Here is a 15,215-nt window from a genome sequence, read left to right as displayed (position 1 = left end):
AGCAATGAATCTCACCGATTTCAAGGTCCTGACGTTCGATGTCGTCGGCACGCTGATCAACTTCGAAAAGGGCGTGCTGGATTCCGTGCGCCGTCTGGGCGGGCCGAAGGCGAAGGACCTGACCGACGATCAGATTTTCGAGCCGTACATGGAAGGGCGCGCGAAGTATCCCGGACGTTCGAGCCATGAGATGGCGAACGTGTACCTGCATCTCGCGAAGAAGCTCGGCTTGCCCGATGACGCGCAATCCGCCGCCGCGTTTCAGCGCGACGTGCTCGAATGGCCCGCGTTCGAGGATTCCGTTGCCGCGTTGAAGCGTCTGCGCAAGCACTTCCGTCTGGTGGCGATGACGAATGCGGACCGTGTCGCGTTGTCGGCGTACGCGCACACGCTCGGCAATCCCTTCGACGATACCGTGTGCTGCGATGAAACCGGTGTCGCGAAGCCCGATCCGCAATTCTTCGCATATAACCGCGGGCGTCAGGCCGCATTCGGCTACAAGTTCGAGGAGATCCTGCATACGGCGCAGAGCCAGTATCACGATATCGGCATCGCGACGAAGCTTGGTTATGCGACGTGCTGGATCGAGCGGCGTCAGGGCATGAAGGGCTTCGGCGCGACGCCGGTGCCCGAAGCCGTGACGACGCCCACCTGGAAGTTCGCGACGCTCGCCGCGCTCGCGGATGCCGTCGACGACGCGGTTCGCGCCGCCGCCTGACGATGCGCGCCCCGACCACTCCGCCTCGCCCGCAACCCGAATCGCTGTGGCGGGCGATGGCCGCGCGCGTGCCCGCGACGGATGCGCCGGTCAGCACGGGCGCGCCGCTCGCACGCGATATCGATGTGGAAGTGGCGATCATCGGCGCGGGTTATTCGGGCTTGAGCGCCGCGTATGCGCTGCAAAAACGCGGCGTGGAATGCGCGGTGCTCGATGCGAATCCGGTCGGCTGGGGCGCGAGCGGGCGCAATGGCGGCGTGGTGTCGTCGAAGTTTCGGCTGTCGTTTCCGGCGCTCGCGAGCGCGCATGGCATCGATGTCGCGAAGCGCATGCATCGGCTCGCGCATGATGGCGTGCGCACCGTAGAGGCGTTCATCGATGAATTCAAGCTCACGCGCGCGCGCTTCGAGCATACGGGCAGCTTGCGTTGCGCGCATACGGAGCGTGCGCTCGCATCGATATGCGCCGAAGCGGACTGGGTGCGCACGTCGCTCAACGATACGTCGATGACCGTTCAGTCGCACGCCGAAGTGGAGCATGAAACGGGCTCGAAGGGTTTCGTCGGCGGCGTGCTGAGCGCGGACGCCGGCACGATCCTGCCGCTCGAATATGTGCGGGGCATCGCGGCGGGGCTGACCGCGCGCGGCGTGCCGATCTACGAAGCGACGCCTGTTATCGACATGTCGCGCGCGCAAGACGGCCGCGTGCTGTTGAAAGCGCCCGGCGGAACCGTGCGCGCGAAGCAGGTTATCGTCGCGACGAACGCGTATTCGAACCTGACCGATGCGACGGCTTCGTATCATCGCGAGCTCGTTCCGTTCCGAAGCGCGATGATCGCGACAGCGCCTTTATCGCCCGAGCTGGATGCGCAACTCATGGTCAATCGCCGCAGCTACACCGAAACGCGGCGCATGATGAAGTGGTTTCGCAAGGTCGATGGGCGCATGCTCTTCGGCGGCCGCGATGCGTTCGGCAGGGAAGGCGAGCCGACCGGCTTCGATGCGCTGCAACGCGCGATGGTCGCGCTCTTTCCGCAACTCAGGGACGTGCCGGTGGAATATCGCTGGTCGGGTTATGTCGGCATGACGTTCAATGCGCTGCCGCACGTTGGCCGCAGCGACGACGCCACGACGTTCTGTCTCGGCTACAACGGCGCGGGCGTTGCGATGGCGAGTCTCGTCGGCCAGCACGCGGCGGCGCTCGCGCTCGGCGAAAGGCCCGAGCTTTCGCTGCTCGCGCAAGACGGCTTGCGGCCCGTGCCATTCCATGCGCTGCGCGCGCCGGGCGTGAGGCTCGTTGCCGCGTGGTATCAGTTTCTCGACGCCGTGGGTGCATGATGACGATAGCCAAACGGATTCTCCAGGACACCGCCGTGATGCAAGCCGCCACGATCGACCCCTCGGTGCGCCATCAACGCCGCGAAGACCGCACGATGCTGCTGTTGATGGCGCCCGCGCTGCTGGTGGTGGTCGTGCTGCTCGTGGTGCCGCTCGCGTGGCTTTCGTGGCAGTCGTTCTATCACGATGGCGTGTTCTCGCTCGTGAACTACAAGCGCGTTTTCACGGGCGCGTATCTCGACACGTTCCTCCTCACGTTCAAGCTCAGCTTCATCGTGACGGCCATCACGCTGTTGCTCGGCTATCCGGTCGCGTACTTCGCGGCATCGATATCGCCGCGATGGAGCGCGCTCGTGCTCGGCATGGTTATCCTGCCGTTCTGGACCAGCGTGCTCGTGCGCACGTATGCATGGTTGGTGCTGTTGCAGCGCACGGGTCTCATCAACAAGACGCTGCTCGGCATGGGCCTGATCGATCGCCCGTTGCAGCTTTCGTATAACCAGTTCGGCACGATCATCGCGATGGTGCATATTCTCTTGCCATTCATGGTGCTGCCGCTGTACTCCGCGATGCAGAAGATTCCGCCTAACCTTTCGCAAGCCGGCGCGAGCCTCGGCGGATCGCCCCTGCATGTGTTCCTGCGCGTGTTCCTGCCGCTTTCGATGAGCGGCGTGCTCGCGGGCGTGACGCTCGTGTTCGTGCTGTGCCTGGGCTTTTACATCACGCCGGAGCTGATGGGCGGCGGCAAGTCGATGATGGTGTCGATGATCGTGAGCCGCAACGTCGAAATCTACAACAGCTGGGGCGCGGCGAGCTCGGTGAGCGTGGTGCTGCTCATCTGCGTGTTCGCGATCTTCTATGCGGTGAGCCGCGTGATTCCGCTCGAAAAGACGCTGGGGGCGAAATGAACTCGATATCGCTTGGTCGCGTGACCCTGGGTGCATCGGTGATGCTGATTCTTGCGTTCCTGATGATTCCGGTCGTGATCGTCGTGCCGCTTTCGTTTTCCGATGCGCGCTTCCTCACGTTTCCGCCGCCCGCGTATTCGTTGCGCTGGTATCACGCGTTCTTCGATAACCCCGCGTGGATCGACGCCGCCAAAACCACCTTCGCGGCTTCGTCATGCGCGGCACTGATCGCGACGCCGCTCGGCATCGCGGCGGCGTACGGCATCCAATACGGATCGCACTGGTCCTTGCGCTATCTGCGTCCGCTGTTGATGCTGCCGTTGATGGTGCCGATCATCATCGTCGCGGTGGGCGTGTTCTTCGTCTTCACGCAGATGGGCTATGTGAACACGCTCGGCGGGCTCATCATCGCGGACACGATGCTCGGCTTGCCCTATGTGCTGATCTCGGTCGGCGCGGACTTGCGCACGTTCGATCGCACGCAGGAAATGGTCGCGCGCAGTCTCGGCATGAACCGCTTTCGCGCGTTCATGGCGGTGACCTTGCCGCAGATCAAGGCGAGCGTGATCTCGGGCGCGGTGTTCGTGTTCATTCAGGCGCTGGACGAAACTGTCGTTGCGCTCTTCATTTCCGGTGGCAATAATCAGACGTTGACGCGCCGCATGTTCGTCACGCTGCGCGATGAAATCGATCCGACTATCGCCGCCATCAGCACGATGCTCACGGCGTTGACGCTGTGCCTCGTGATGATCGTCGTCGTGAGCCGCCGCCGTTCCGCCGCGACTCACGCCTGAACCTTCTTTCAACCGAAACCATGCGACATCTCCAGCAGTTCTATATCGACGGCGAATGGGTCGAGCCGTCCGGCAGCGCGCGTTTGCCCGTGATCGATCCGAGCACGGAAGAGCCGATCGATGAAGTCGCACTCGGCGATGCGCGCGATGTCGATCGCGCGGTGGCCGCCGCACGGCGCGCATTTGCATCGTTTTCGCAGACGCGTGTGGAAGAGCGCGTCGCATTGCTTCAGCGTCTGCTCGAAGCGTATCTCGCGCGCTATGACGAAATGGCCGATGTCATCTCGCGCGAAATCGGTGCGCCCAAAAAGTTATCGCATGCCTGGCAAGCGGCGCTCGGCAAGCGGCATATCGAGGAAACGCTGCGCACGGTCGAGCGTTTCGAGTGGCAGCGCAAGCAGGGCACGACGCTCGTCAATCATGAGCCTGTGGGCGTGGCCGCGCTCATCACGCCCTGGAACTGGCCGATCAATCAGATCGTCTGCAAGGTCGCGCCAGCGCTCGCCGCTGGATGCACGGTGGTGCTTAAGCCCAGTGAAGTTTCGCCGATGAACGCGGTGCTGTTCGCGGAGATCGTCGATGCGGCGGGCGTGCCCAAAGGCGTTTTCAATCTCGTGAACGGCGATGGCCCGGGCGTCGGCGCGGCGCTATCCGCGCATCAGGATGTCGACATGGTGTCGTTCACCGGATCGACGCGCGCAGGCATCGAGATCGCGAAGCTCGCCGCGCCGACCGTGAAGCGCGTGCATCAGGAGCTCGGCGGCAAGTCGGCGAACATTCTGCTCGACGATGCCGATTTCGAAGCCGCCGTGACCGCGGGCGTGAATTCGTGCTTCAGCAACAGCGGTCAATCATGCAATGCGCCCACGCGCATGCTCGTGCCCGCATCGCGTCACGACGAAGCGGTGGAGATAGCATTGCGCGCGGCACAGAAGCATCGCGTGGGACCGGCGGATGCTTCCGACACCACGATGGGCCCCGTCGTCAGCGATGTCCAGTTCGGCCGCGTGCAGCGGCTGATCGGCATCGGCATCGAGGAGGGCGCCGCGCTGGTGACGGGCGGCCTCGGGCGTCCGGACGGCCTCACGCGCGGCTATTACGTGAAGCCGACTGTGTTCGCCAACGTGGTCCCGTCTATGACCATCGCGCGCGAGGAAGTCTTCGGGCCGGTGCTCGCGATCATGCCGTATCGCGATGAAGAAGAAGCGGTCGCCATTGCCAATGACACGCCTTACGGGCTGGCGGCCTATGTGCAGTCGAAGGATCAGGAGCACGCGCGGCGCGTCGCGATGCGGATGCGTGCGGGTAGCGTCTACGTCAACTATCCGGCGTGGGATCCGGGCTCGCCGTTCGGCGGCTATAAGCAGTCGGGCAATGGGCGCGAGTACGGTGAGTGGGGACTGGAGGCGTTTCTCGAAGTGAAGGGGATCGTGGGTTACGGCGCGTAGTTCACGGCGCGGGCGGCGGCTCCGCGTTCATCTTGCGCGGTGCCGCGCAACGCATCCGCCACGCGCTCCGCGATCATGATCGTCGGTACATTCGTGTTGGCGCAGGGAATCGTAGGCATCAGCGACGCGTCGCATACATGCAGCCCCTCGACGCCATAAACGGCACCGCGCGCATCGGTCACGGCGTGCGGATCGTTCGATGAACCCATGCGGCACGTCCCCGACGGATGCCACGTTCCGCCGACGGAGCGCAACACGAACTCGGTCATCGCCTGATCATCGGCGAGCAAACTGCCGATGGTCACGCCTTGCGTCACGATGCTTTCGATCAACGCGCCGCGCAAAGGCCCGGCGATATCGAGCATTGCGCTCAACGCGCCGCGCTGCGCGGCGTTCCACATGCCCGGCACCGCGACGGCCGCCACGCGCGGCGAATAGCTCGATGGAAAGATCACATCGCGATGCGCATTCATCGCAGGCGAAGCCAAAATGGAAGCGCCGAAGCGCAACGCGCGCTTGAGACGTTCGAGATCGCGCAAATCGGAGAGCATCGCGAAATCGACGTCGGGTTCATCGAACGCATTCGCCGATGTGAGCGTCACGCGCCCGCGCGAATACGACTTGTTGACCCAGAAGAAGATCGTGCCCAACCGATAGCCCACCGAATGCCAGCCGGAACGCGAGAGAATCGCACCGTGCATGTCGCCCTGAACGGTATTCGGCAAGTTGGACGAGAAGCGCACGATCGCCTGCTCGTGATGCTCGTGTGGAAACGGCGTGCGGGCGCCGCGCGGCAGAAACGCGGATACGGCGATGGACGGGTGCTCCATCAGATTGCGTCCGACGCCCGGCCGATTCGCGCGTACATCGATGCCGAGTGCGGCGAGTTCATCGGCGGGTCCTATGCCGCTTCTCATCAGCAACGCGGGACTATGAATCGCACCGGCCGATACGATCACGCGATGCGCTTTCAATGCTTCGCGCGTGCCATCAGCGCGCACGATGCACGCGCCGATCGCACGCTTGCCATCGAACAGAATGTGCTCGACCACTTCGCCCGTGCGGATGCTCAGATTGCCGCGTGCGCGCGCGGCATCGTCGAGATAGCAGACGGAAGCGGGGATGCGTTCTCCCTTCGCGCTCACGGCGATCGAACCGATGAACGTGCCGTCTTCCCACGGCCCGTTTTGATCGTCATGCAATGCATGGCCGCTATCGGCGAGTGCAGCGAGCACCGCGCGCACGAACGGTGATATGCGCGGCCACGGCGTGCGTTGAATGCGCACGGGACCATCATCGCCATGCAACGGGCCGCTGAAATCGCAATCCGCTTCGAGCTTGCGAAAGTAGGGCAGGCAGGTCCGCCAGTTCCAGCCATCGGCGCCCAGCGCTTCCCATTCATCGTAGTCGGCGGGCGATCCGCGATTGGCCATCAGCGCATTGATCGCCGATCCGCCGCCGAGCAGTCTCGCCTGTTCATAGCGGCGCAGCGCGGCGCTCGCGCTCAGACGCGCTTTCAATTGCCGCCAGATATTGCGCGTGTCGAGATACGCGCGGCCCGGATAGCGGCTGCGGATCGCATCGGGCATCGTGTGCGCGGAGATATCGCGGCCCGCTTCGACGAGACACACATTCGCGCGCCCATCTTCGGAAAGGCGCGCGGCCAGCACGCAGCCAGCCGAGCCGCCGCCCAGGATCAGATAGTCGAACACGTAAGCAAGCGTAAAGCCGCGCTACTGCATGAACTTGAGCCAGCGCGCCTTCGCCTGGATGCCAGGCTCGGACGCCCACCATTCCTCCGACAGCAGCGCCTGCTTCGCCGCATTGGCCGGCGCGCTCGGCAATTCGGACGCGCGCTTGTCGGTGATCTTGCCAGTCTTGAACGCGGCCGGATTACCCGGGCCATAGTCGATGTAAAGCGGCAGATTCGCCTGCAATTGCGGTGACACCGCAGCATTCAGGAAGCGCACGGCATCGTTCAGATTCGGCGCGTTCTTCAGAATGCAAAGCTGCGTGTTCTGCAGAATGCCGTCGTTGAACGTGAACGCGATGTCCGGATCATCCTTCATCACGGCGCTTGCGCGGCCATTCCAGATCATCGTCATGTCGACTTCGCCGTCGTGCAGCAATTGCGCCGACTGGCCGCCCGAGGTCCACCACACGGTGACGTTCGGCTTGATCTCCTCGAGCTTCTTGAACGCGCGATCCACGTCGAGCGGATAGAGCTTCTCGCGCGGCACGCCGTCCGCGAGCAACGCGGCTTCGAGCACGGTCATCGGGTCGTTGCGCAGCGCGCGCGTGCCGGGAAAGTTCTTCACGTCCCAGAAGTCCTTCCAGCTTTGCGGGACTTTCTTCAGCGTCTTCTTGTTATAGCCGATGACGGTCGAATAGAACTCATAGGCCACCGAATACGGCGTGCGGTATTTCTCGGGAATGGCCGCCGCGTTGGGGATCTTCGAGAAATCGAGCTTTTCCAAGAGACCTTCGCGACCGCCGCGCAGACAGTTCGATGGCGGCGTATCGACCACGTCCCAGATCGGCTTGCCCGTCGAACCTTGGGCCTTGATCTGCGGCCATGCATCGGGAATGCTGTCCTGGTTGATGGTGATGCCGAGCTCTTTCGCGGCGGGATCGAGAATCGCCTTGGTCTGCGCTTCCTGATACGCGCCGCCTTGCGATACAAACGTGATCTTGCCCGCGGCGAACGCCGGCGCCGTGCCCGCTATCGAGAGCAGCAATGTCATGGCGAGCGGGCGAACGGGGAAGTGCGGACAGCGGAACCTTGCAATCTTCATCACGGCGTTTTCCTCGACAAGATTGAAGCAGCGGACGTCTTGCAGGTCGCACGGTCCCGCCCGGCTTCAACCGCAAGCGGGGACGGCGCGGGGATAACTAAAAATATATTGAGTCAAATAGGCGGCGGCAACGCCGGAATTGTTGGAGTGACCATGACCTGATGTTATGTCAGTGCAATGGTCACGGATGCCGCGCTCTCAGAAGATCACATAGACCTTGCGCATGGTTTCATCGACTTCCCATGTGCCTTCGGTGTTCGCCGCGAAGAAGAGCGTATCGCCGCCGGTGAAGTGAATCGTGTCTTCGCCATCGGGCGTGAAGCGGCCGCTGCCCGCCAGAAAATGCATCACTTCGGCCTGTTTCACCGCGCGGCGATAGGTGCCGGGCGTGCATTCGAACACGCCGGTATCGATTGCCTCGCTGCCCGGAATGACCTTCTGCACGCCGGATACCCTGATTTCCTGCGTGCCCGGCAAGCCCGCCGTACCCCAGTCTTCCAGTCCTTGTATGGCGATGCTCTGCCTGATCTGCTGAACTTTCATGCTCCCGCCTCGTATGTGGATTGAATGCGTCTTTCGATCTTGCCGAGCCGAACGACCGTCACGCCCGGCCGCAACTGCCGCAGCGAGGGCATCACGAGCATGCAGTCGTCGTAGGGCGTTTCGACGGGCTCGCCTTCCGAAAAGGCGATCACGCTGCCAGCTTCGGGAAACACTTCGAGGCCGGTGTAGTCATCGGCGAAACGGAAATCCATGCCCTTCGCGACGACCGGCTCCGTCACGCGCACCACGAGCATTTCCGATGGCGACGCCTGAATCCAGCCCGAGGGCAAGTCGTGCTCGTCGAGCACGCCGGACAGCACGAGAAAACGCGCCGTCACATCGCGCGCAACCGTCACCGCGCCCGCTTCCCAATGCTGTCCGCATTCGATGAGCAATGCGTTCTTCGCGCTCGCCGGCTCGCCGAAGCTTTCGTAATCGCGCATGCGCCGGCCCTCGGGATGGCCTTCATCGCAGATGATGGTCGCGGGCGTGCCGAGCTTCGCCGACAATTCGATGCCTTTGTCGAGCGGTCCCGCGACGATCAGGGGCTTGCTCTTCTCATGCATCGAATGCAGGTCGAGCAGCAGATCGACGGTATCGATGACGGGCCGCATCGCGCGGGCGCGACGCAGCTCGCTCGAATCGCGCGACGTGTCATCGAGCGTTTGCGCCGTCCATACGCGGTTGAAGTCCTGATCGACGAAACGCGATGCATCGGGCTTGCTCGCATCGAAGCTTTTATAGGCATCGACGTTGGCGAAAGCGAGCGTGAGCTTGCCGCGCCTCGGTTTCAATTGAGCACGCAGCAGTTCATCGACGACGATCGCGCCGCACACTTCGTTGCCGTGCGTGAGCGCGTTGATCATCACATGCGGACCGTCGATGCCCGAATCGAACGTATGCACATACGGCACGCCCGCATTGCCCGACGCATGCGCGCCGATATCGGGAAACGCGATCTCGATCGGATACGCGTTCATTCGAGGCCGCCCTGGCAGAGATACTTGATCGAGAGATAATCGTCGAGACCGTACTTCGAGCCTTCGCGTCCGTAGCCCGATTCCTTCACGCCGCCGAACGGCGCGGCTTCGCTGGAGATCGCGCCTTCGTTGATGCCGACGAGGCCCGTTTCCAGCAAACGCGACACGCGATCGATGCGCTTCAGGTTCTGGCTATAGAAATACGATGCGAGGCCGAAGGGCGTGTCGTTGGCGGCGCGGATAACTTCGGCTTCGTCGTCGAAACGGAAGAGCGGCACCACCGGGCCGAAGGTTTCCTCGCAGCTCAACTGCATCTCGGGCGTGGCGTCGGCGAGGACCGTGGGCGCGTAATAGTTCGGGCCGATATTGGAAAGACGCTTGCCGCCTGTGAGCACGCGTGCGCCGCGTTTCACCGCGTCGTTCACATGACGCTCGATCTTCTCGACCGCGCGCGCGTTGATCATCGGGCCGATTTGCGCGTCGGAATCAGTGGCGGGCGCGACCTTCAATGCGGCAACGCGCTTCGCCAGCAAGTCGGCGAACTTGTCATAGACGGATGACTGCACGTACACGCGATTCGGGCACACGCACGTCTGCCCGCCGTTGCGGAATTTCGATGCCATGAGGCCCGTGACGGCGGCCTCGAGATCGGCGTCGTCGAACACGATGAAGGGCGCGTTGCCGCCGAGTTCCAGCGAAAGCTTCTTCAAGGTGCCCGCCGATTCACGCGCGAGATATTTGCCCACCGGCGTTGAGCCCGTGAAGGTGATCTTGCGCACGCGTCCGTCTTCGAGCCAGTCGGCGACGGCTTCCTGCGCGTTCTCGCGCGACGCGCTGATGAGGTTCAATGCGCCCGCAGGCACGCCCGCTTCATGGGCGAGCATCACCAGCGCGAGCGCGGTGAGCGGCGTGTCTTCGGCGGGCTTGCCGATGACCGTGCATCCCGCCGCGAGCGCGGGCGCGATCTTGCGCGCGATCATCGCGAGCGGGAAATTCCACGGCGTGATCGCGGCGACGATGCCAATGGGTTCCTTCACCGCGCTCATGTGCTTGCCGCGCTGCTGCTGCGGAATGATGTCGCCGTAGATGCGCGTGGCTTCATCGGCGAACCAGGCCACATACGACGCGCCGTACATCACTTCGCCGCGCCCTTCCGCGAAGGGCTTGCCTTGTTCGAGCGAGATGAGACGGCCGAGCGCATCCGCGTTCTCGACGATCAGCGCGTGCCAGCGATGCAGCACGGCCGCGCGATCCTTCGCCAGGGTATCGCGCCAGGCGGGAAAGGCGCGCGCGGCGGCATCGGTGGCGGCGCGGGCATCGGCGGGGCCGCTGTCGGCCACTTGCGCGATGACTTCGCCTGTTGCGGGATCGGTGACGGCGAAGCGCTTGCCGCTTGTGGCCGCCACCCATTTGCCGTCGATGAAGTTATCGGCGCGAATCAGATCGCGCAGTTCGTATCGTTGAGTCATGATGGCCTCCGTGTCAGGCGAGCAGGTGCGCAATGGCCGCGCCGACTTCCGTGGTCTTTGCCTTGCCGCCGAGATCGCCGGTGCGTGGGCCTTCCTTCAACACGGCGGAGATCGCGGCGAGCATCGCGTCGTGTGCGTCGCGCTCGCCGAGGAAGTCGAGCATCATCGCGGCGGACCAGATCATCGCGACCGGATTGGCTATGCCTTTGCCCGCGATATCCGGCGCGGAACCGTGCACCGGCTCGAAGAGCGACGGGAAGTTGCGCTCCGGATTCATGTTAGCCGAAGGCGCAATGCCGATGGTGCCGGTGCATGCCGGCCCGAGGTCCGAAAGAATATCGCCGAAGAGATTGGTCGCGACGACCACGTCGAAGCGATCCGGATTGAGGACGAAGCGCGCGCACAGGATATCGATGTGCTGCTTGTCCCACTTGATCTCCGGATATTGCGCGGCGATTTCGGCGGCGCGTGAATCCCACCACGGCATGCTGATCGAAATGCCGTTGCTCTTGGTCGCGACGGTGATCTTCTTTTCGCGCTTCTGCGCGAGATCGAATGCGAACTTGAGCACACGCTCGGCGCCCTTGCGCGTGAAGATCGACGTTTGCGAGACGAACTCGCGCTCGGTGCCTTCGAACGACACGCCGCCGACCGACGAGTATTCGCCCTCGGTGTTCTCGCGCACGATCATGAAGTCGATATCGCCCGCCTTGCGATTCGCGAGCGGCGAAGGCACGCCGTCGAAGAGACGCGCGGGCCGCAGATTGATGTACTGATCGAACTCGCGGCGGAACTTGAGCAGCGAGCCCCACAGCGAGATATGGTCGGGCACCGTGTCCGGCCAGCCGACCGCGCCGAACAGGATCGCATCGGCGTCCTGCAGTTGCGCTTTCCAGTCGTCGGGCATCATCTGGCCGTGCTTCGCGTAGTAGTCGCAGCTCGCCCACTCGATATGCCGGTATTCGAGCGCGATATTGAACCGCTTGCTGACGGCATCGAGCGCGCGCAAGGCTTCGGGCATCACTTCCTTGCCGATGCCGTCGCCCGGAATCACGGCAATGCGATAGGTGCTGGACATGAGTTACTCCGCGTGAAGTTGAGGGACGATAAAAAGCACGCGCGTGCATTAAGCGCGCGCGTGCTTTCGAATGAAAAGAGAACGAGGCGCCGGCCTCAATGATGGCTTTGCGAGAAAAGCGTTTCGAGCGGATAGTGCGTCTTTACGAACGACGTCTTGATGATGACGTAGCTGAAGTACTTCTCGATGCCGATGCCACGTTCCAGCAGCCCTTCGATGATGCTCTGGTAATGGCTGACGCTGCGCGTGACGAACTTGAGCAGATAGTCGTAACCACCGCTCGCGAGATGACATTCGACGATCTCGTCGACATCCTTCACCGCATTCACGAAGTTGATGAAGTCCTCGCGGCGATGATCGGCGAGCGTGACTTCGGTGAAGACCACCTGCACGTCGCCGAGCTTCTCCAGTTGAATCTGTGCACCGTACCCGACGATATAACCCGCCTTCTCCAGCCGCTTCACGCGAATCAGACAAGGACTGGGCGACAGACCGACCGCATCGGCGAGCTCCACGTTGGTGATGCGCCCGCGTTTCTGCAATTGCGAAAGGATACGCAGATCGATTCGGTCCAGCTTGCTTTCGTTGCTCATCGTGACGGGTTCGGTCTCGCATGTCGGCGGTCGGTCGATGTTATCACGCGGCCGCGCGAGAACTACATCCGGATACGCCCTTCAATGCGGCGCGCACGTCGTTTTCCGCGAGCACGTCGTCGAGCGTTTTCGTGAGGCGCTCGAACAGCATGTCGAAGTTCGCTTCGGTATAGCAGAGCGCCGGCGCGAAGCCGAGAATGTTATCGCCGAACGCGCGGAACACGAGACCGTTGCGATAGGCCGCGGCCGCGATGCGGTCCGGCAGCTTGAGCGCCGCATCGAAGCCGCGCTTGCTGTCCTTGTCGGCGACGAGTTCCAGCGCGCCGAGCAGCCCGCGATGACGCGAGTCGCCAACGAGCGGATGATCGAGCAGCGCATCGAGACCTTGCGCGAAACGCGGTGCCTGCGCCTGGCCGTTCGCGAGCAGGCCGCCTTCGTGATAGAGCCGCATGACTTCGAGACCGATGGCCGCGCTCACCGGATGCGCCGAGTACGTGTGCCCATGACCTATGGCGGCGGAGACATCGCCGCCATCGGCAATGCCTTGATAGATGGCGTCGGACATGAGGACCGCGCCCATCGGCGCATAGCCTGCCGTGAGGCCCTTTGCGACCGTCATCAGATCCGGCTCGACGCCTTCGCCCTCGCACGCGAAGAGCGGGCCGGTGCGGCCGAAGCCGGTGATGACTTCATCGGCGACGAAGAGGATATCGAGCTTGCGGCATGCATCGCGCATCGCTTTCAGCCAACCGGCGGGCGGCACGATCACGCCGCCCGAGCCTTGAATCGGCTCGCAGAAAAACGCGGCGACGTTGTCCGCGCCGAGCTCCGCGACCTTCGCTTCGAGCGCTTGCACGGAAGCGGCGATGAGCGCGGCGTCATCGGCGAAATCATTGCGATACGCATACGGCGACGGAATGTGATGCTGCGTGGGCAGCGGCAGATCGAAGTTGCGATGGAACGCCGGCAACGCGGTCAGACCCGCGCCGATAGACGACGAGCCGTGATAGCCGCGTTGCAGCGCGATGTAATGCTTCTTCGACGGACGGCCCGTCGCGTTGTAGTAGTGCGTGATGAAGCGCAGCGCTGAATCGACCGCATCCGAGCCGCCGAGCGTGAAGTACACGTGTTGCAGCGATGCGGGCGCGAGATCGACGAGCTTCGCGGCCAGTTCGATCGCGGGCTCGGAGCCGAAGTGGAAGTAGCCGGTCGCGTAGGGCAGCTTCGCCATCTGCTTCGCGGCGGCCTCGACGATGCTCGCGTGGCCGTAGCCCGTGTTCACGCACCAGAGGCCCGAGAAGGCATCGAGCAGTTCCTTGCCTTCGATATCGCGCAGGAACACGCCATCGGCGGAATCGAGCACGGTGACGCCGCGCGCTTCATGCGCGCGATAGCTGACGACGGGGTGGATCAGATGTTTGCGGTCGGACTCGACAAGCGGCTGGATCGGCATGATGCGGCTCTCTCTCTGTTCGGACAGTGTTCGAAATGGCGCGTGACCGTTTCATACTATCGGCAGAGCCGCATCGCGCGCATCGCCAAAAAAATGGCTAAAAAGCGAATCCGAGGCGTTTTTCGGGGGCCTCGCAGCATTTTGTGCTGCGAGGCCCGAGCGACGGCTTCAATAGCCGCGCGTGCGGTCGATCTCGCCGGTCATGCGCTCTCCCGCGCGATGGCGGCGCAGGTTCTCGAGCACCACGTCGACGGCGGTTTCGGGGCGCGTCGCGCTCGCGATATGCGGCGTCAGGCGCACGCGCGGATGCGTCCAGAACGGATGCGCGGGCGGCAAGGGCTCGGGATCGGTCACATCGAGAATCGCGGCATGCAGATGGCCGGTGTCGAGTGCATCGAGCAGATCCTGTTGATTCACATGCGGGCCGCGACCGACGTTGATGAACGACGCGCCGCTCGGCAAAGCACCGAACACGCGCCTGTCGATAAGACCGCGCGTCGCATCCGTGAGCGGCAGCAGGCACACGAGGATATCGGTGCGGGCGAGGAACGCATCGAGCGATTCGATGCCCGCGTGACACTCGACGCCGTCTATCTCATGCGGCGAACGGCTCCAGCCCGCGCACGGAAAGCCGAAGAGCCGCAGCGTTTTCAGCACCGCGGTGCCGAGCATGCCGAGCCCGAGCACGCCGATGCGCCGCGTCGAGGCGGCGCGCACGGGCATCTCGCGCCACACGCGCTCGCGTTGCTGCACGGCGTAATCGAAGAGATCGCGATGTATCGTGAGCACCGCCTGCGCCACATATTCCACCATCCCTTCGACGATGCCCGGCTCGGTCATCCGCACCACGGCGACATGGGGCGGCACGCCCGACAGATCGAACTGATCGATGCCCGCGCCCACCGAGAAGATCACTTCGAGATTGGGGAACGTGCGCATGACATCGGCGGGCGGCTGCCATGCCGCGAGATAGCGCACGGCGGCGGCGTCGCCGATGTCGGGCCACAAACGGAACGGGACGTCCGGCGCCTTTTGCGCGAAGAGCTGCGCCCATTGTCTGCCGCGTTCGGGATCGGCCTTGTAGAGGATCGTCATGGGT

The 15,215-nt window shown here is 63.4% G+C and carries 14 protein-coding genes; 5 read left to right on the top strand and 9 right to left on the bottom strand.

What is annotated here, in order from left to right; genetic code table 11:
* Positions 1–4: 4 nt before the first annotated feature.
* Genes AC1Z32_RS38400 through AC1Z32_RS38380 form a run of 5 tightly spaced genes read left to right on the top strand, consistent with a single transcriptional unit; the run spans position 5 to position 5,205 of the window.
* Positions 5–718 (top strand): HAD-IA family hydrolase, encoded by a 714-nt coding sequence (locus AC1Z32_RS38400; protein WP_483484074.1) that lies wholly within the window; start codon positions 5–7, stop codon positions 716–718.
* Between the two features lie 2 nt (positions 719–720).
* Complete coding sequence (locus AC1Z32_RS38395; protein WP_483484073.1) at positions 721–2,055, top strand: NAD(P)/FAD-dependent oxidoreductase; 1,335 nt, start codon at positions 721–723, stop codon at positions 2,053–2,055.
* 38 nt (positions 2,056–2,093) lie between these two features.
* Positions 2,094–2,963, top strand: a complete 870-nt coding sequence (locus tag AC1Z32_RS38390) for an ABC transporter permease (protein WP_483484156.1) — start codon at positions 2,094–2,096, stop codon at positions 2,961–2,963.
* Positions 2,960–3,757, top strand: a complete 798-nt coding sequence (locus tag AC1Z32_RS38385; RefSeq protein ID WP_483484072.1) for an ABC transporter permease — start codon at positions 2,960–2,962, stop codon at positions 3,755–3,757. The genes AC1Z32_RS38390 and AC1Z32_RS38385 overlap by 4 nt, the downstream gene beginning before the upstream one ends.
* Before the next feature lie 20 nt (positions 3,758–3,777).
* On the top strand, positions 3,778–5,205 hold the full coding sequence (locus AC1Z32_RS38380; protein ID WP_483484071.1) for an aldehyde dehydrogenase family protein: 1,428 nt from the start codon (positions 3,778–3,780) through the stop codon (positions 5,203–5,205).
* Here AC1Z32_RS38380 and AC1Z32_RS38375 read toward each other — a convergent pair.
* The 9 genes from AC1Z32_RS38375 to AC1Z32_RS38335 form a co-directional block, all read right to left on the bottom strand.
* Complete coding sequence (locus AC1Z32_RS38375) at positions 5,193–6,917, bottom strand: GMC family oxidoreductase (protein WP_483484070.1); 1,725 nt, start codon at positions 6,915–6,917, stop codon at positions 5,193–5,195. The two genes, AC1Z32_RS38380 and AC1Z32_RS38375, sit on opposite strands and share 13 nt — an antisense overlap.
* A gap of 21 nt (positions 6,918–6,938) precedes the next feature.
* Positions 6,939–8,000: an ABC transporter substrate-binding protein gene (locus AC1Z32_RS38370; protein ID WP_483484069.1), complete on the bottom strand. Its 1,062-nt coding sequence runs from the start codon at positions 7,998–8,000 to the stop codon at positions 6,939–6,941.
* A 198-nt stretch (positions 8,001–8,198) separates the two neighbouring features.
* Positions 8,199–8,543 (bottom strand): cupin domain-containing protein, encoded by a 345-nt coding sequence (locus AC1Z32_RS38365; RefSeq protein ID WP_062608412.1) that lies wholly within the window; start codon positions 8,541–8,543, stop codon positions 8,199–8,201.
* Positions 8,540–9,523: a M14 family metallopeptidase gene (locus AC1Z32_RS38360; protein WP_483484068.1), complete on the bottom strand. Its 984-nt coding sequence runs from the start codon at positions 9,521–9,523 to the stop codon at positions 8,540–8,542. The genes AC1Z32_RS38365 and AC1Z32_RS38360 overlap by 4 nt, the downstream gene beginning before the upstream one ends.
* Positions 9,520–10,992, bottom strand: a complete 1,473-nt coding sequence (locus AC1Z32_RS38355; RefSeq protein WP_483484067.1) for an NAD-dependent succinate-semialdehyde dehydrogenase — start codon at positions 10,990–10,992, stop codon at positions 9,520–9,522. Before AC1Z32_RS38355 ends, AC1Z32_RS38360 begins: the two co-directional genes overlap by 4 nt.
* A gap of 13 nt (positions 10,993–11,005) precedes the next feature.
* Positions 11,006–12,070: a tartrate dehydrogenase gene (locus AC1Z32_RS38350; protein WP_483484066.1), complete on the bottom strand. Its 1,065-nt coding sequence runs from the start codon at positions 12,068–12,070 to the stop codon at positions 11,006–11,008.
* Positions 12,071–12,165: 95 nt separating this feature from the next.
* Complete coding sequence (locus AC1Z32_RS38345; RefSeq protein WP_062608408.1) at positions 12,166–12,663, bottom strand: Lrp/AsnC family transcriptional regulator; 498 nt, start codon at positions 12,661–12,663, stop codon at positions 12,166–12,168.
* 43 nt (positions 12,664–12,706) lie between these two features.
* Positions 12,707–14,116 carry an aminotransferase class III-fold pyridoxal phosphate-dependent enzyme gene (locus tag AC1Z32_RS38340; protein WP_483484065.1) on the bottom strand — a complete coding sequence of 470 codons (1,410 nt, stop codon included), beginning with the start codon at positions 14,114–14,116 and terminating at the stop codon, positions 12,707–12,709.
* A gap of 168 nt (positions 14,117–14,284) precedes the next feature.
* Complete coding sequence (locus tag AC1Z32_RS38335; protein WP_483484064.1) at positions 14,285–15,211, bottom strand: 2-hydroxyacid dehydrogenase; 927 nt, start codon at positions 15,209–15,211, stop codon at positions 14,285–14,287.
* Between the last annotated feature and the right edge of the window lie 4 nt (positions 15,212–15,215).

It is taken from the genome of Caballeronia sp. 11_S32, assembly GCF_056930355.1.
Note: the sequence above shows the minus strand (reverse complement) of the source record. Positions and strands in the feature narration are given on the sequence as shown.